This window comes from Micromonospora eburnea, assembly GCF_900090225.1.
GTDB classification, from domain to species: domain Bacteria; phylum Actinomycetota; class Actinomycetes; order Mycobacteriales; family Micromonosporaceae; genus Micromonospora; species Micromonospora eburnea.
Map to the genome: position 1 here is coordinate 5,868,533 of NZ_FMHY01000002.1, position 15,085 is coordinate 5,883,617.

Annotated in this window: 14 protein-coding genes and 1 pseudogene; 6 read left to right on the forward strand and 9 right to left on the reverse strand. The window is 73.1% G+C overall.

From position 1 onward, the window contains the following. Positions 1 to 124 precede the first annotated feature (124 nt). The 7 genes and pseudogenes from dmpG to GA0070604_RS25420 all read right to left on the reverse strand — a co-directional run. Positions 125 to 1,177, reverse strand: a pseudogene (gene dmpG / locus GA0070604_RS25390) (4-hydroxy-2-oxovalerate aldolase); the annotation flags it as partial. Continuing rightward, the gene (locus tag GA0070604_RS25395) at positions 1,174 to 2,106 is read right to left on the reverse strand and encodes an acetaldehyde dehydrogenase (acetylating) (RefSeq protein WP_091123744.1); all 933 of its coding nucleotides are present in this window, start codon (positions 2,104 to 2,106) and stop codon (positions 1,174 to 1,176) included. The gene GA0070604_RS25395 and the pseudogene dmpG, both read right to left, overlap by 4 nt. Continuing rightward, positions 2,103 to 2,900 (reverse strand): 2-keto-4-pentenoate hydratase, encoded by a 798-nt coding sequence (locus GA0070604_RS25400; RefSeq protein WP_091123746.1) that lies wholly within the window; start codon positions 2,898 to 2,900, stop codon positions 2,103 to 2,105. Before GA0070604_RS25400 ends, GA0070604_RS25395 begins: the two co-directional genes overlap by 4 nt. An 86-nt stretch (positions 2,901 to 2,986) precedes the next feature. Beyond that, on the reverse strand, positions 2,987 to 4,468 hold the full coding sequence (locus GA0070604_RS25405) for a 2-hydroxymuconic semialdehyde dehydrogenase (protein ID WP_091127405.1): 1,482 nt from the start codon (positions 4,466 to 4,468) through the stop codon (positions 2,987 to 2,989). Between the two features lie 20 nt (positions 4,469 to 4,488). Next, positions 4,489 to 5,820: an FAD-dependent oxidoreductase gene (locus GA0070604_RS25410; RefSeq protein ID WP_091123749.1), complete on the reverse strand. Its 1,332-nt coding sequence runs from the start codon at positions 5,818 to 5,820 to the stop codon at positions 4,489 to 4,491. After that, complete coding sequence (gene kynU / locus GA0070604_RS25415) at positions 5,817 to 7,151, reverse strand: kynureninase (RefSeq protein ID WP_091127406.1); 1,335 nt, start codon at positions 7,149 to 7,151, stop codon at positions 5,817 to 5,819. Before kynU ends, GA0070604_RS25410 begins: the two co-directional genes overlap by 4 nt. 14 nt (positions 7,152 to 7,165) lie before the next feature. Continuing rightward, the gene (locus GA0070604_RS25420) at positions 7,166 to 8,050 is read right to left on the reverse strand and encodes a tryptophan 2,3-dioxygenase (RefSeq protein WP_091123753.1); all 885 of its coding nucleotides are present in this window, start codon (positions 8,048 to 8,050) and stop codon (positions 7,166 to 7,168) included. Between the two features lie 140 nt (positions 8,051 to 8,190). Between GA0070604_RS25420 and GA0070604_RS25425 the strand changes: the two genes are divergently transcribed. The 3 genes from GA0070604_RS25425 (at position 8,191) to GA0070604_RS25435 (ending at position 10,452) form a co-directional block, all read left to right on the forward strand. Continuing rightward, positions 8,191 to 8,661 carry an Lrp/AsnC family transcriptional regulator gene (locus GA0070604_RS25425; RefSeq protein WP_091123756.1) on the forward strand — a complete coding sequence of 157 codons (471 nt, stop codon included), beginning with the start codon at positions 8,191 to 8,193 and terminating at the stop codon, positions 8,659 to 8,661. Positions 8,662 to 8,822: 161 nt separating this feature from the next. Beyond that, complete coding sequence (locus GA0070604_RS25430) at positions 8,823 to 9,332, forward strand: hypothetical protein (protein WP_091123760.1); 510 nt, start codon at positions 8,823 to 8,825, stop codon at positions 9,330 to 9,332. Between the two features lie 364 nt (positions 9,333 to 9,696). After that, complete coding sequence (locus GA0070604_RS25435) at positions 9,697 to 10,452, forward strand: class F sortase (RefSeq protein WP_244162243.1); 756 nt, start codon at positions 9,697 to 9,699, stop codon at positions 10,450 to 10,452. Positions 10,453 to 10,460: 8 nt separating this feature from the next. Here the strand turns inward: GA0070604_RS25435 and GA0070604_RS25440 are convergent, their stop codons facing one another. Further along, positions 10,461 to 11,000, reverse strand: coding sequence for an HNH endonuclease (locus GA0070604_RS25440; RefSeq protein WP_091127407.1), 540 nt, complete (start codon positions 10,998 to 11,000; stop codon positions 10,461 to 10,463). A 307-nt stretch (positions 11,001 to 11,307) separates the two neighbouring features. Between GA0070604_RS25440 and GA0070604_RS25445 the strand changes: the two genes are divergently transcribed. The 3 genes from GA0070604_RS25445 to GA0070604_RS25455 all read left to right on the forward strand — a co-directional run bounded on the left by GA0070604_RS25445 (position 11,308) and on the right by GA0070604_RS25455 (position 14,415). Next, complete coding sequence (locus tag GA0070604_RS25445; protein ID WP_244162244.1) at positions 11,308 to 12,339, forward strand: mechanosensitive ion channel family protein; 1,032 nt, start codon at positions 11,308 to 11,310, stop codon at positions 12,337 to 12,339. 264 nt (positions 12,340 to 12,603) lie between these two features. Next, the gene (locus tag GA0070604_RS25450; protein ID WP_377593484.1) at positions 12,604 to 13,941 is read left to right on the forward strand and encodes an MFS transporter; all 1,338 of its coding nucleotides are present in this window, start codon (positions 12,604 to 12,606) and stop codon (positions 13,939 to 13,941) included. Positions 13,942 to 14,025: 84 nt separating this feature from the next. After that, positions 14,026 to 14,415 carry a globin gene (locus GA0070604_RS25455; protein WP_091123769.1) on the forward strand — a complete coding sequence of 130 codons (390 nt, stop codon included), beginning with the start codon at positions 14,026 to 14,028 and terminating at the stop codon, positions 14,413 to 14,415. 51 nt (positions 14,416 to 14,466) lie between these two features. Here the strand turns inward: GA0070604_RS25455 and GA0070604_RS25460 are convergent, their stop codons facing one another. After that, a complete protein-coding gene (locus tag GA0070604_RS25460) occupies positions 14,467 to 15,057 on the reverse strand; it encodes a type III secretion system chaperone family protein (protein WP_091123773.1) in 591 nt (196 codons plus the stop codon). Between the last annotated feature and the right edge of the window lie 28 nt (positions 15,058 to 15,085).

Below are 15,085 nucleotides of genomic sequence, written 5' to 3' on the forward strand. Positions count from 1 at the left end.
CTGCGCCACCTCTCGTTCGCGACTGCGGGGCTCGCAAACCCGGCTCACTCCTCGCGCTCACGGCCTCACCCTTCGTTCGCGACTGCGGGGCTCGCAAACCCGGCTCACTCCTCGCGCTCACGGCCTCCTCGCCGGCGAGGTCCAGCGCCACGTCCACGATCATGTCCTCCTGGCCGCCGACCATCCGGCGCCGGCCGAGCTCGACCAGGATCGAGCGGACGTCCACCCCGTACTTGGCGGAGGCGCGTTCGGCGTGCCGCAGGAAGCTGGAGTAGACCCCCGCGTATCCGAGGGAGAGGGTCTCCCGGTCCACCTGGACCGGCCGGTCCTGGAGCGGGCGCACGACGTCGTCGGCCGCGTCCATCAGCGCGAACACGTCGCAGCCGTGCTTCCAGCCGTGCAGCTCGGCGACCGCGACGAAGACCTCCAGCGGGGCGTTGCCGGCGCCGGCGCCCATGCCCGCCAGCGAGGCGTCCACCCGGACGGTCCGCCCGTGCGCGGCGTCCGGGCCCGCCGGAGCGGAGCCGAGGACCCGGCCGTGCTCGACGGCCACCACGCTGTTCGCCACGCCGAGCGACAGGTTGTGGTGCGCGTGGATGCCGATCTGCGTCTCCGGCGCGAGGACCTGCCGGTACGCGTCGACCCGCGCGGCCACGTCGGACATCAGCAGCCGGCCGCCGGAGTCGGTGACGTAGACGCAGTGCGCCCCGTACGACTCCATCAGCTTGGCCTGGGCGGCCAGCCCGGCCGGGTCGTTCATGTGCGACATCATCAGGAACCCGGAGACGTCCATGCCGTTCTCCCGGGCCCAGGAGATGTGCTGGGCGGAAATGTCCGCCTCGGTGCAGTGGGTGGCGATCCGTACGCTGGTCACCCCGAGCGCCTTGGCCGCCTTCAGGTCGGCGATGGTGCCGATGCCGGGCAGCAGCAGGGTGGTGAGCCGCGCGTTGGTCAGCACCTCGGCGGCGGCCGAGATCCAGTCGGCGTCGCTGGCCGCGCCGTGACCGTAGTTGACGCTGGAGCCGGCCAGGCCGTCACCGTGCGCCACCTCGATCGCGGCCACCCCGGCCGCGTCGAGCGCGGCGGCGATGGTCCGCACCTGGTCCACCGTGTACCGGTGCGCGATGGCGTGCATGCCGTCGCGCAGCGTCACGTCCTGGATGTAGAGGTCGGTCACGCCGGGACCCCCTTCGAGCGCAGGGCCACCAGCCGCTCCGCGGTGCGCAGCGCGGCCGAGGTCATGATGTCCAGGTTCCCGGCGTACGCGGGCAGGTAGTGTCCGGCGCCGGAGACCTCAAGGAAGACCGAGACCTGGAGCCCGGTGAACGTCCGCCCCAGCGCCGGCACGTACGCCTCGACCCGGTCGAACTGCACGTCCTGCTTGAGCCGGTAGCCCGGGACGTACTCCTGCACGGCCCTCACCATGTCGGCCACCGAGGCGGCGACGGCGGCCCGGTCGGCGTCGGCGTCGGGGCAGAGGCAGTAGACGGTGTCCCGCATCAGCAGCGGCGGGTCGGCCGGGTTCAGCACGATGATCGCCTTGCCGCGCTCGGCACCGCCGACCACCTCGATCGCTCGCGCGGTGGTCTCGGTGAACTCGTCGATGTTGGCCCGGGTGCCCGGTCCGGCCGACTTCGAGGCGATCGAGGCGACGATCTCCCCGTACGCCACCGGGGTGACCCGGCCGACGGCGTGCACGATCGGCACGGTCGCCTGCCCGCCGCAGGTCACCATGTTGACGCATCCCTCGTGCAGGTGCTCGTCGAGGTTGACCGGGGGCACCACGTACGGGCCGATGGCGGCCGGGGTCAGGTCGACCACGGTCCGACCGTGCGCCCGCAGCACCTCGTGGTGACGCCGGTGCGCGCCGGCCGAGGTGGCGTCGAAGACCAACTCGACGTCGGCGAACTCCGGCAGCGCCACCAGGCCGTCCACGCCCTCGGCGGTGGTCGCCATGCCGAGCCGGCGGGCCCGGGCGAGGCCGTCCGAGGCCGGGTCGATGCCGGCCATCGCCACCATCCGCAGGCTGTCACTCAGCCGCAGCACCTTGATCATCAGGTCGGTGCCGATGTTGCCCGACCCGAGCACCGCCACGCCGACGGTCATGAGGCCTCCTTGGAGAAACAGGTACGCACCGAGCCGAGCCCGGAGATCCGCGCCTCGTACGCGGCGCCGGGGGTGACCGGCACCATCGGGCCGAGCGCCCCGGAGAGCACCACGTCCCCGGCGCGCAGCGGGTCGCCCGCGTGGGCCATCGTCCCGGCCAGCCACTGCAACGCGTGCAGCGGATTGCCGAGGCAGGCCGCCCCGGCGCCGACCGACACCGGCTCCCCGGCGTGTTCCAGCACCATCCCGCACAGCCGCAGGTCGACGTCGGCGAGCCGGCGGGGCGCGGTGCCGAGCACGAAGAGGCCGCTGGAGGCGTTGTCCGCCACGGTGTCCACGATGGAGATGTCCCACCCGGCGATCCGCGAGTCGACGATCTCGATGGCCGGCAGCACGTGGTCCACGGCCCGGATCAGGTCGACGGCGGTGACCCGCTCGTCGGGCAGGTCCGCGCCGAGCACGAAGGCGATCTCCGCCTCCACCCGGGGCTGGAGCAGCCGACTCATCGGCACCTCGACGCCGTCGCCGACCGCCATGTCGTCGAAGAGCACCCCGAAGTCCGGCTGGAAGACGCCGAAGCTCTCCTGCACCGCCCGGGAGGTCAGCCCGATCTTCGCGCCCACCCGGCGGTGGCCCTTACCGAGCCGCTGCCGGGTGTAGACCTGCTGCACCTGGTAGGCGGCCTCGATGTCACCCTCGGGCAGCAGCCGGCCCCGCAGCGGCGGGCACGGCTTCTCGTCCTGCCGGGCGACGGCCAGTTCCCGGTTTGCGGCCTCGATGTCGACGGTGGTCATCCCCGCTCCTCGCTGCGTTCGCTGACGGCTGCGGCCATTCTGCCCGCCACGGACACGCGCGCCGTCGGCTCGCTCGCTCCGCGCGCTCACGAGAGATCCACGCAGACGTTGGTGAGTTCGGAGTAGAAGTCGAGGGAGTGGACGCCGCCCTCCCGGCCGATGCCGGACGCCTTCACCCCGCCGAACGGGGTACGCAGGTCGCGCAGGAACCAGGTGTTGACCCAGACGATGCCGGCGTCCAGCCGGGACCCGGCCCGGTGCGCCCGGCCCACGTCCCGGGTCCAGACCGTCGCCGCCAGGCCGTAGTCGGTGCCGTTGGCCAGCGCGTACGCCTCGTCCTCGTCGTCGAAGGGCGCGACGTGGACCACCGGACCGAAGATCTCCTCCCGGTTGGTGCGGGCGTCCGGCCCGAGCCCGGTCAGCACCGTGGGCCGCACGTACGCGCCGCCGTCGCGGGCGTCGCCGAAGCGGGGCGCCCCGCCACCGGCGCGCACCTCGGCGCCCTCGGTGCGGGCCAGCTCATAGTGGCCGAGCACCTTGTCCCGGTGGGTGTGCGAGATCAACGGCATGTTCACCGTGGCCTCGTCCGCCGGCCAGCCGTACGCCAGCTCGTCGGCCCGCTTGGCCAGCCGCGCGGTGAACTCCTCGAAAACCGGCCGCTGCACGTAGATCCGCTCGGTGCAGAGGCAGACCTGGCCGCCGTTCGTGAAGCTGGACCGGACCGAGCCGGCGACCGCCGCGTCCAGGTCGGCGTCGGCGAAGACCAGCCCGGCGTTCTTGCCGCCCAGCTCGAAGCTGACCGCCTTCACCCCGTCCGCGGCGGCCCGCATGATGGCGCTGCCGGTGGCCGACTCCCCGGTGAAGGTGATCGCGTCCACGCCCGGGTGCCGGGTGAGGAACTCGCCGGCCGAGTCGGGCCCGAAGCCGTGCACCAGGTTGAACACACCCTCCGGTACGCCGGCGGCGGCCATCACCTCGGCGAGCAGGGTGGCCGAGGCGGGGGTCTCCTCGCTGGGCTTGACCACCACCGCGTTGCCACAGGCCAGGGCGGGGGCGACCTTCCAGGTGAGCAGGAGCAGCGGCAGGTTCCACGGCACGATCACCGCCACCACGCCGACCGGCTTGCGGACCGCGTAGTTCAGCGCCCGGCCGCCGGCCGGGGTGACCGTGGTGAACGACTCGGTCGGGGCGGTCGCCACGATCTCGGCGAACGCCCGGAAGTTGGCCGCGCCGCGCGGGATGTCCAGCGTACGGGCCTGGGAGATGGCCTTGCCGGTGTCGGCGACCTCGGCGGTGACCAGATCGTCGAAGCGCCGTTCCAGCTCGTCGGCGACCCGGCGGAGCACCTCGGCGCGCTCCCGCTCCCCCATCCGGCCCCACGGGCCGCGCAGCGCCGCCCGGGCGGCGGCCACCGCGTCGTCCACCACGGACGAGGGCGCCTCGACCACCTCGAAGACCGGCTCGCCGGTCACCGGGCTGCGCTTGGTGAACCGCCGCCCGATATCCACAAAGGAACCGCCGACGAAGTTGCGCAGCAGGCCCGGTCCGTCCGGCGCGTGCCCGGCCATCAGCCGCGGATCCCAGAGAGTCATCGCCGCCTCCCCCGGCCGAACGCGATCGCCGCCCCGGCCAGTGCCGCCACCGCGCCGGCCGCCACCGCACCCAGCACCTGGTACTGCCGGCGCACCCGGCGGCGCACCTGCGCGTACGGGGTGGTGGAGAAGGAGACCAGCTCGTACTGCGACGCGTACCGGCCGGGCAGGGCCCGCTCCAGGGCGTGCTCGATCTTCTTGCGGGTCTGGAACACCGGGGAGGCGACCTTGTCCCGCATCTCCACGAAGTTGGCCAGCGCCATCCGGGCGATCGCCTCGGCGTTGGCCTGCCGCCGCCGCTGGTACAGCGGCAGCGCCGCCGACCAGTCGTCGCCGCACTCGTCCAGGCAGCGGTCCAGCTCGACCACGTCCTCGAACGCGCAGTTGGCGCCCTGGCCGTAGAACGGCACGATGGCGTGCGCCGCGTCGCCGAGTAGGCCGACCTTCCCGGCCACCTGCCACGGGGTGCAGCGGACCGTGCCGAGCACGCCGACCGGGTTGTGCTGGTAGTCGTCGACCAGGTTCGGGGCGAGCGGGATCAGGTCCGGGTAGTGAATGGCGAAGTACCGCTCGATGGCGGCCGGGCTGCCCAGCGACGCGAAGCTCGCGGTGCCGTGGGTGGGCCAGAAGAGCGTGCAGGTGAACGACCGGTCCGGGTTGGGCAGGGCGATCATCATCGAGGTGCCGCGCGGCCAGATGTGCAGGGCGCCCGGATCCAGGGCGAAGTCGCCGCCGAGCGGCGGGATGGTGAGTTCCTTGTAGCCGTAGTCGAGGAAGTCCAGGCTCTCGGTCAGCGCGCCGTACCCGAGGAGCTGCCCGCGCACGGCGGAGCCGGCGCCGTCGGCGCCGAGCACGACCGACGCGGCGGCGCTGACCTTGCCCTGCGGGGTCTCGAAGGTCATCTCGCCGTTGGCCGGGTCGAGCCCGACCAGGCGGTGGTCGAAGGCGACCCGCACGCCCGGCAGCGCGGCGGCGGCGTTCAGCAGCGCGTTGTTCAGCGCCCCCCGGCTGATCGAGTTGATCGCCCGGTCGCCGCCACTGCTGTACGACTGGAACTGCGGCTCCCCCTCGACCGGGTGGATCATCCGGCCGCGCATCGGCAGCGCGTCCGCCATCACCTGCCGCTCCAGCCCGATCCGGCGCAGCGCGTCGAGGCCGCGCTCGGAGAGCGCCAGGTTGATCGAGCGACCTCGCTCCACCCGCCCGGTACGCGGGTCCGGCCGCCGCTCGTAGAGGGCCACCGGATAGCCGCGCCGGGCCAGGTAGCAGGCCAGCAGGCAGCCGGCCAGCCCGGCCCCGACGACGGCGATCTCCTCGCGCTCGCTCACCGGGTCACCTCCACCGTCGCGGCCAGCGCGTCGGCGACCCGCCAGCAGTCGTGGTACGTCGAGTAGAGCGGCACCGGGGCGAACCGGACGATGTCCGGCTCCCGCGCGTCGGCGATCACGCCGTGCTCGTGCCGCAGCCGTTTGGTCAGCTCGTTGGCGCTGCCCACCATGCCCCCGTCCGTTCGCGACCGCGAGGCTCGCAAACCCGGCTCACTCCTCGCGCCCACCCCGATCCGGACGGAGAGCTGGCAGCCCCGGCGGGCCGGGTCGCGCGGGGTGACCACGGCCAGCGGCCGGTCGGCGGTCACCTCGTCCAGCAGCCGCTCCAGGTAGCCGGTGAGCCGGAGGCTGCGTTCCCGCAGCGCCGGCATGCCGACCGAGTCGAACAGCTCCAGCGAGGTACGCACCGGACCCATCGCGAAGATCGGCGGGTTGGAGATCTGCCACGCCTCGACGGTGGCCGGCGGCCGGGAGACGGGGGTCATCTCGAACCGGGTCGCCGCCTCCGTGCTCCACCAGCCCTCGAAGCGGGGCCGGGCGGGGTCGCCGAGGTGGCGCTCGTGGACGAAGACGCCGGCGAGGGCGCCGGGCCCCGAGTTGAGGTACTTGTACGAGCACCAGGCGGCGAAGTCGACGTCCCAGTCGTGCAGGGCCAGGGGCACGTTGCCGACCGCGTGCGCCAGGTCCCAGCCGACCACCGCCCCGGCGGCCCGCCCGGCGGCGGTGATCGCCGGGATGTCCATCAGCTCGCCGGTCAGGTAGTTGACCCCGCCGAGCAGCACCAGCGCTACCGTGTGCCCCTCGGCGGCGAGGAAGTCGAGGACGTCCCGCGTACGCAGGGTGTCCTCGCCCGGGCGCGGCTTGAGCCGTACCACCACGGCGTCCGGGTCGAGACCGTGGAAGCGGGCCTGGCTGCGCACGGCGTAGCTGTCCGAGGGGAAGGCGCTGTCCTCGATGACGATCCGGGTCCGCTCGCCGGCCGGTCGGTAGAAGCTCACCATCAGCAGGTGCAGGTTGACGGTGAGGGAGTTCATCACCACGGTCTCCGCGGGGAGCGCGCCGACCAGTCGCGCGGCCGGCGCGGTCAACAGTTCGTGGTACGGCAGCCAGGGGCGTTCCGCCTCCACGTGCCCCTCCACGCCCAACTGTCGCCAGGCGTCCAGGTCGGCGAGGAGTTCGTCCCGGGTGGCCCGGGGTTGCAGGCCCAACGAGTTGCCGGCCAGGTACGCCACCTCGGGGTAGCGCCCACCCTCGGCGGGCGGCACGTGGAACAGGTGCCGGTGCCCGGGGTCGGCGGCGTCGAGCTCTCGGGCCGCTGCTTCGGTCTGCATGTCCTTCTCTCCGCTCACATCGCGGTCCGGGCGGACCACAGCTCGGGGAAGACCACCCGGGCCATGCTGCGCTGCAACCAGGCCAGCCCGGCGGAGCCGCCGCTGCCGACCTTGGCGCCCATGGTGCGCTGCACCGCCTTGACGTGGTGCCAGCGCCAGTCACCGAACCGCTCGGCCACCTCGGTCAGCGCCTCGCCGAGCAGCCGCAGGTGGTTGTCCGGGCCGCCGTCGGCGTAGACCCGCACCCAGGCCGCCTCGACCGCCGGATGCGACTCGTGCTCGGTCGTCACGTCCCGGCCGAGCAGCTCGGCGGGAAGCTCGAAGCCGCGCCGGGCGAGCAGGGCCACCACGTCGTCCCAGAGGCTCGGCGCGGCGATGGCCGCGGTCAGCTCCGCGTACACCTCGGTCTGCCGGCGGAACGGGCGGATCAGCGCCGGGTCCCGGAGGCCGAGCAGGAATTCGAGTTGCCGGTACATCGCGGACTGGAAGCCGGAGCCCTCGCCGAGCCGGTCGCGGAAGCGGTTGAAGTCGGCCGGGGTCATCCAGCGCAGTCCCTGCCAGGCGGCGTTGAGCCCTTCCAGGTGCAGGGCCGCCCGGCGCAGCGGGGGCAGCGCCTCCCAGATCCGGTTGGCTCGCAGCTCCCGCTGGGCGTGCCGCAGCTCGTGGCAGGTCAGCCCGAAGTACAGCTCCATGATCTGGCTGACCATCAGGAAGGACATCTCGCCCGGGTCGTCGCTGAGCGGCTGCTGCAACCGGTGCAGCGAACTGGCCCGCACGTACGCGTCGTAGGGCACCCGCTCGGCGAACTCCAGCGTTGGTTCGCCGCCGTTGCGTGCCGCTCGCTCCGCCCGTTGACGCGGAGTCGCCGGACGTACCGCCGCTGTCTGTTTCACCGTCATCTCCCTCCGAACGCCGGGTAGACGACATGATCCCGCCAGTGGATCCGCCGATGGAATGCCTGTTCAACGGCGGTACGGTGGTTCGACCTGCCGGTCGGAAGGCCGCTGGGACCACGGGTTCACGAATGAAAGGTCACGCATTGGACGACATGGACTGGGCGCTGCTGCGCGAACTCCAGGCCGACGCCCGGCTCTCGTTCAGCGAGCTGTCCCGACGGGTGCACCTGTCCCCACCGGCGGTGGCCGAGCGGGTCCGTCGGCTGGAGGAGTCCGGCGTGATCACCGGCTACCACGCGCACGTGGACCTGACTCGCGCCGGGCGGACCGTGGTCGCCATGATCCGGATGTCCTGCTACGGGTCACGTTGCATCCTCAACGACCCGGAGGTGGCGGGCTGGCCCGAGATCATGGAGATCCACCGGATCACCGGCGACGCGTGCAGCATGCTGAAGGTGGCGGCGGGCTCGATCGACGAGTTCGAGGCCGTCATCGACCGACTCGCCCCGTACGGCCAGCCGTCCAGCACGATGGTCCTCTCCACCCCGCTGGAGTGGCACCCGGTCGCCCCGCTCCCGTCCGCCGGCCGCACCCCACCCACCCGCCGCCGCTGAGCCGCAAGGACGGGCCCCCTGTTAACGCCTCAGGTAGAGCAGGGGCCCCCTGTTAACAGACCGAGCCCCGGGCCGCCCGGGTTTGGGGGGAGGGGAGGGGGAAAGCAGGGCGTGCTGCCTGTCAGCAGGATTCCGGCGCACCGCGTCGGGAGGGGGGAATCATGCGAGGGCTCGTGTCACACCGTGCCCTGTCGGCCGTCCTGGGCGTGCTCGGACTGGTCGCGATGTTCGTCCTGATCACCGTAACCCCGGCCCGGGCCGGGGAGAACATCTTCGTCGAGGTCACGCCGAATCCCGCGCAGGCGGGCACCCGGGTGAACATCCGGGCCAGTTGCGACAACGCGAACAACCGGCAGGCCGAGGTGAACTCGGACGCCTTCGGGCGGGTGATGCTCCGTCCGGACAACGGCTTCCTCACCGGGGCGGTGACCATCCCCGGTAACAAGCAGGCCGGTGACTTCCCGGTCGACCTGCGCTGTTCGAACGGGAACACCGCGTCGACGGTGCTCACCGTGCTGAACATGGCCCAGCCGAGCAAGGGCCCGGCCACCGGCGGCGGCGGCACCGCGGGCGGTCGGGGGGTGGGCTCCCTGCTGCTGGTCGGCGGCCTGGTCGCGGTGGCGGTGGTGGCCGGCGTCGGTGCCCGTCGCAAGACCGGGCCGCGCGTCTGACGAGGTACGGCCCATGGCCCGCGGACCGACCCGAGCCGGCCGCCAGCCGGACCACCGTGGCGGCGGCCGGACCACCCGCATCCACGGCGACGGCCACCGGCCGGACCGGCGGACCGACGTGCACCGCGACGGCGGCACCATCCGCGGCGACGGTCACCGGACCGCCGTGAACCGTGACGACAGCCGGACCATCCGGCTCCACGGCGACGGCCACCGGCCGCGGCGCCGGACCGGCACGAACCGCGGTGACGGCCGTACCGTCCGGGCCCGCGACGGCCACCGACGCGGGCCCGCCGCGAACCGTCCCGGCGGCCCGGGGAGACCGCGCGGCCGGACCGCCGCCGGGCTCCGGGCGGCGCTCCGGCTGGCGGCTCGGACGTCCCGCCGGCTCGTCCGCGCCGTCGGCCACGCCTCCACGGCGAGCGTCGCCACCACCGGTTCCCCGGCCCGCCCGGTGCCGGTACGGCCCACCCGACGCGCCGCCCGTTGGCGGTACGCCGCCGGGCGCGGTCCGGGCGCCCCGGTGATGGTGATCGCCACGCTGATGCTGCTGATCATGACGATGCTCGGCGTCGAGCGGGTGACCGGCGTAACCGTGCTGCCCGACCGGCTCTTCGCCGGGATACGGCCGCCGCCGAAGGGATTCCCGGTGCTGGCGGCGAGCCCGCCGACGGACATCACGATCAGCAAGCTCGACCTGCGGGCGCCGGTGCACCGGGTCGGCATCGCCCGGGACGGCACCATCGCCGTGCCGGAGATCGAGAAGGCCGGCGAGGCCGGCTGGTACGACCAGGGGCCGACCCCCGGGCAGTACGGACCGGCGGTGATCGTCGGGCACGTCGACACCACCACCGGGCCGGCCGTCTTCCACGACCTGAAACGGCTGGACGACGGCGACCGGGTCGAGGTGACCCGCGAGGACCACTCCGTCGCCGTCTTCGAGGTCACCTCGGTGGAACGCTACGACAAGGAGCGGCTGCCGGCGGACGAGATCTTCGGCGACTTCAGCCGGCCGAACCTGCGCCTGATCACCTGCGGCGGTCGGTGGGTGGGCGGTGCCACCGGCTACGCCGACAACCTGGTGGTCTACGCGTCCCTGGTCGACTCCCGCGGCCCGTGAGCCGGGCCTCAGGCGGCCTCGGGCTCCGGCTCGCGCAGGTCCAGCCAGTCCGCCCAGCGCGGATCCGGCGCGCGGTGGCCCAGCACCCGCCACGCCGTCCCTTTCGGGGCGGCCGGGAGACTGTAGAGCGGCCAGCCCAGCTCGGCCGGGGTCTTGTCGCCTTTGGTGTGGTTGCAGCGGGCGCACGCGGCGACCACGTTCTCCCAGTCGTGCCGGCCACCCCGGCTGCGGGGAAAGACGTGGTCGATGGTCTCCGCCGGCCCCCGGCAGTAGGCGCAGCGCCAGCCGTCCCGGGCGAAGACCGCCCGACGGGAGAGCCCGACGTGGGTGCGGTAGGGAACCCGGACGTAGCGGGTGAGCCGGACCACCGAGGGCACCGGAAGGGCGCTGCGGGCGCTGTGCAGGATGCCGTCGCCGTCGGCGACGCAGACGGCCTTGGCCGACAGCACGAGGATCGCGGCGCGACGCACCGACACGACACACAGCGGCTCGTAGGTGGCGTTGAGAACCAGTGCGCCGGAGCCCGCCGTGGGTCGTATGTCAGGCATCGTGCTCACCCTCCCGGTCCAGCCGTTCCCGCCGCCGCCGCGCCGGGACGCGCCCCGCGGGCAGCAGGGGACCGCACCGACACCGGCCGGTCCACCGACGTCCGTTGCGCCAATCGTCCCTGATCGGGCCCCGGATTGCACGTAGTAATCCGGGGTACCCCTCGAGACGGGTCTCCCGGTGTGCCACCATGACCGGTTCCGCCCCGCATAACCGGCTGCCCGGGCGGCCCGCGCCATCCGCCGGTGGGGCAGCAGCCGACACCCGGCGGCCTTGCGGTACGAAAGCAGGGTGAGTGCCACCCATCTAATGCTCCGCGACCTGACCGCCGCGACCGCCGCCGAGCCGCCCTCGCCCGAGTGCCAGGCCGACCCGTGGTGCAAGAACGTCTACGACCTGACCCACTCGGCGTGGTTCGCCGAGGGCAGCTACTGGATCGTGCTGAAACCGCTGCGGGTCATCCTGATCCTGCTGCTGGCCTTCGCCGCCCGCTGGGCGCTGCACCGGACGATCAACCGGCTGGTCCGGACCACCACCGAGGGCGCCATGCCCACCCTGCTCAAGCCGCTGCGGGAGCGGATTCCCAGCGCCGCGGTGAACCCGGAGCAGTTCGTGCCGGAACGCCGGCGCCAGCGCGCCGAGGCGATCGGGTCCGTGCTGCGCAGCATGGTCACCGCGTTCATCTTCGGCATCGCGCTGCTGATGGTGCTGAAGGAGTTCAGCTTCGACCTGGCCCCGCTGCTGGCCAGCGCGGGCATCGCCGGCGTGGCCCTCGGCTTCGGCGCGCAGAGCCTGGTCAAGGACCTGATCGCCGGCCTGTTCATGCTGATCGAGGACCAGTACGGCGTCGGCGACAACGTCGACCTGGGCCAGGCGACCGGTGTGGTGGAGGCGGTCGGCCTGCGGGTCACCACCATCCGCGACGGCCGCGGGGTGCTCTGGTACATCCGTAACGGCGAGATCGTCCGGGTCGGCAACAAGAGCCAGGGCTGGGCCCTGGTCGTGGTGGACCTGCCGATCGGCTTCGCCAGCACCGAGGAGGCCACCGCGGTGCTGCGTACGGCGGCGGCCTCGGTGGCGATGGATCCCGAGCTGGCGTCCGAGATCGTCGAGGAGCCGGAGGTGCTCGGTGTCGAACAGATCACCGTGGACGGCGCGGTGATCCGTACGGTGGTCAAGACGACCGCGGACGGGCAGTTCGCGGTCGGCCGGGAACTGCGCCGCCGGCTGGCGGAGGCGTTGGAGAACTCCGGCATCACCGCCCAGATCGCGGCGGCGCGGCTCTATCCGGGGGTGCCGGCCTCCGCCCCGGGCGAGACGGGTGCCGGGGGTCCGACCTGACCCTGGACGCGGCCACCCGGTCCGGTTCGGGGGGACGATTTCAGGGGTCGCGCGCCAGCCGACCCCTCGGGTATCGTCCGTTCGTTCAGTCGGAGATGCGACGATCAATTCGTTCACCCTAGCCAGTTGGCGGACGATCGGGCAGAATCCGGTGAACACGCTCCCCTGGGAGCGTGCTCGTGTCCTCGCTGATCCGTAGATCTGACGACGGTTCCCGGTCGGGCCACCACGAGAGGTCGGCCCCCGGGGACGATGGAGGCGACGGTGTCCGACGAGCGACCCGCCCAGGAGGGCCCGGCCACCTTTCGCGATGTCTTCAGCCAGGCGGAGTTCCGCGCCCTCTTCACGGCCAACGCCCTGTCCTGGATCGGCGACTACATCGCCAAGGCCGCGGTCACCGTCCTGGTCTACCGGGAGACCCAGTCGGTGGCGCTCTCCGCCGCCGCGTTCGCGGTCAGCTACCTGCCCTGGCTGCTCGGCGGCCCGCTGCTGTCCGCGCTCGCCGAACGGCACCGCTACCGACAGGTGATGGTGGCCTGCGACCTGCTCCGCATGGCGGTGATGGCGCTGGTGGCCGTGCCCGGGACACCCCCCTGGGCCATCCTCGCCCTGATCTTCGCCGCCACACTGGCCAATCCGCCGAGCCAGGCCGCGCGGTCCGCGCTGATGCCGCACATCCTCGTCGGTGACCGGCTGGTGGTGGGCCTGTCGATCACCACGAGCAGCGGCCAGGCCGCCCAGGTCGTGGGCTACCTGGTCGGCGCGGCCATCGCCGCGGCCAGCCCCGCCACCGCGCTGCTGATCAACGCGGGCACCTTCGCCGTGTCGGCTGCGCTGGTCCAGTTCGGGCTCCGTGACCGGCCGCCCGCGATGACCGCCGCCCACCGCAGTCACCTGCTGCGCGAGACCGCCCAGGGCTTCCGGATCGTCTTCGGTAAGCCGGTCCTGCGGGCCATCGCCGTGCTGGCGTTCAGCGCGATGGTCTTCTCGATCGTGCCGGAGGGCCTCGCCGCGGCGTGGGCCGCCGAGCGGAGCGGAAACCTGGGCGCCGGCGCCGCCCAGGCGGTCATCATGGCCGCCAACCCGGTCGGCTACATCCTCGGCGGCCTGCTGATCGGTCGGCTCGTCGCCCCGGCCCGCCGGCTGGCGCTGATCCGGCCGCTGGCGGTGCTCGCTCCCGCGGTGCTGATTCCCGCGCTACTCGACCCACCACCGCTCCTGGTCGCACTCCTCGCGGCCGCCTGCGGCTTCGCGGTGGGCGGGTTGTTGCCGGTGGTCAACGGCCTCTTCGTCCGCGCCCTGCCCGACGGCTACCGGGCCCGGGCGTTCGGCGTGATGGCCAGCGGCACGCAGATCATCCAGGGTGCGGCGGTGCTGGCCACCGGGGCGCTCGCCGAGCGGTTCGCCATCCCTGCGGTGGTGGGCGTGTGGAGCGCCGCCGGAATGGCCCTGATGCTCGTGGCGGCAGCCGCCTGGCCGCGCGCGGAGACGGTGGCGGCGGCCATCGAGGCCGCCTCGGCCGGGACGGCCGACGCCGGCGGTAAGCAGGTCTCCCCGCCCCGGGCCGGCACCTCCGCCGCGGCCGGCGCCGCCAGCCGGTGACCTGACTCGCTGCCGAGCGGTGGCCGGCGGTCGGTCGCCGGCCGCACCTGGCAGGATGGAACGGTGACTTCCTCAGGCGAGTCGATGACCCTCTTCGAGGCGATCGGCGGCGAACCCGCCTTCCGCAAGCTGGTGGACGAGTTCTATGTCGGCGTCGCCACCGACCCGCTGTTGCGGCCGATGTACCCGGAGGAGGACCTCGGCCCGGCCGCCGACCGGCTCACCCTCTTCCTCATGCAGTACTGGGGCGGCCCGCACACCTACTCGGAGCAGCGCGGCCACCCGCGGCTGCGGATGCGGCACGCCCCGTTCCGGATCGGCGTGGCCGAGCGGGACGCCTGGCTGCGCCACATGCGCCGGGCCGTGGACCGGCTGGACCTGCCGCCGGAAATCGCCGCCGAGCTGTGGAACTACCTGGAGCGGGCCGCGTACTTCCTGGTCAACGTCGTGGAGGACCCGGCCGCCGGGGCCTGACGGCGGCCGGCCACCCGGCACGGTCGAGGCCGGGGCCCCGGCCGTGCGCGATCAGAGCAGGGCGCCCTCGTCGTGCAGCCAGTCCACGAAGGTGGTGGCCACCGCCGCACCGCAGTCGAGCATCTCGACCAGCAGCGCGTCGTGGGTCCCGGCACCGAGCGGAACCTGGAGTTCCGCGTAGATCGGGAGCTGGCCCCGCTCGGTCGGGTCGCCGATGTACGCCTTGCAGAATCGGCGGGTGTGGTTCCACTCGTTGACCACCCGGTAGGCCCGGTCGGCCCAGTCCGGTGGCACCGTCGCGTGTGGACGGGCCCGCATCACCAGGATCTCGTCGTCCGGGCCCTCCAGGGCGACCAGCACCGCGTGCCGCTCCCACATGGCCAGCAGGTTGCCGTCGCCGTCGGCCAGGTAGCGCACGTCGAGCAGGTCGAGCGCGTCACAGACCCGGCTGAGGGTGACCGGGGCGACGGTGGCCGGCATGTCGGCGATCACCGACCGTTCGGCGGCCGGCGTGTCGTCTTCCGGTTGACGGGGGGCCGGTGCCGATGGTCCGACCTGGACGGTTTCCTCCACTGTGATCCCGCTTCGAGTTTCCGGGTCGCCGCCACCGGCGGAACCTGGGCGCCATGACCACCACGGCATCGCTCGCGCACCTCACTCCCCAGCGGAT

Excerpts from the sequence above, each read along its gene's own strand:
- GA0070604_RS25395 (WP_091123744.1), bottom strand. The coding sequence starts at position 2,106 with ATGACCGTCGGCGTGGCGGTGCTCGGGTCGGGCAACATCGGCACCGAC.
- GA0070604_RS25400 (WP_091123746.1), bottom strand. The coding sequence starts at position 2,900 with ATGACCACCGTCGACATCGAGGCCGCAAACCGGGAACTGGCCGTCGCC.
- GA0070604_RS25405 (WP_091127405.1), bottom strand. The coding sequence starts at position 4,468 with ATGGCCGGGCACGCGCCGGACGGACCGGGCCTGCTGCGCAACTTCGTC.
- kynU (WP_091127406.1), bottom strand. The coding sequence starts at position 7,151 with ATGCAGACCGAAGCAGCGGCCCGAGAGCTCGACGCCGCCGACCCCGGG.
- GA0070604_RS25420 (WP_091123753.1), bottom strand. The coding sequence starts at position 8,050 with ATGACGGTGAAACAGACAGCGGCGGTACGTCCGGCGACTCCGCGTCAA.
- GA0070604_RS25430 (WP_091123760.1), top strand. The coding sequence starts at position 8,823 with ATGCGAGGGCTCGTGTCACACCGTGCCCTGTCGGCCGTCCTGGGCGTG.
- GA0070604_RS25440 (WP_091127407.1), bottom strand. The coding sequence starts at position 11,000 with ATGCCTGACATACGACCCACGGCGGGCTCCGGCGCACTGGTTCTCAAC.
- GA0070604_RS25445 (WP_244162244.1), top strand. The coding sequence starts at position 11,308 with ATGCTCCGCGACCTGACCGCCGCGACCGCCGCCGAGCCGCCCTCGCCC.
- GA0070604_RS25455 (WP_091123769.1), top strand. The coding sequence starts at position 14,026 with ATGACCCTCTTCGAGGCGATCGGCGGCGAACCCGCCTTCCGCAAGCTG.
- GA0070604_RS25460 (WP_091123773.1), bottom strand. The coding sequence starts at position 15,057 with ATGCCGTGGTGGTCATGGCGCCCAGGTTCCGCCGGTGGCGGCGACCCG.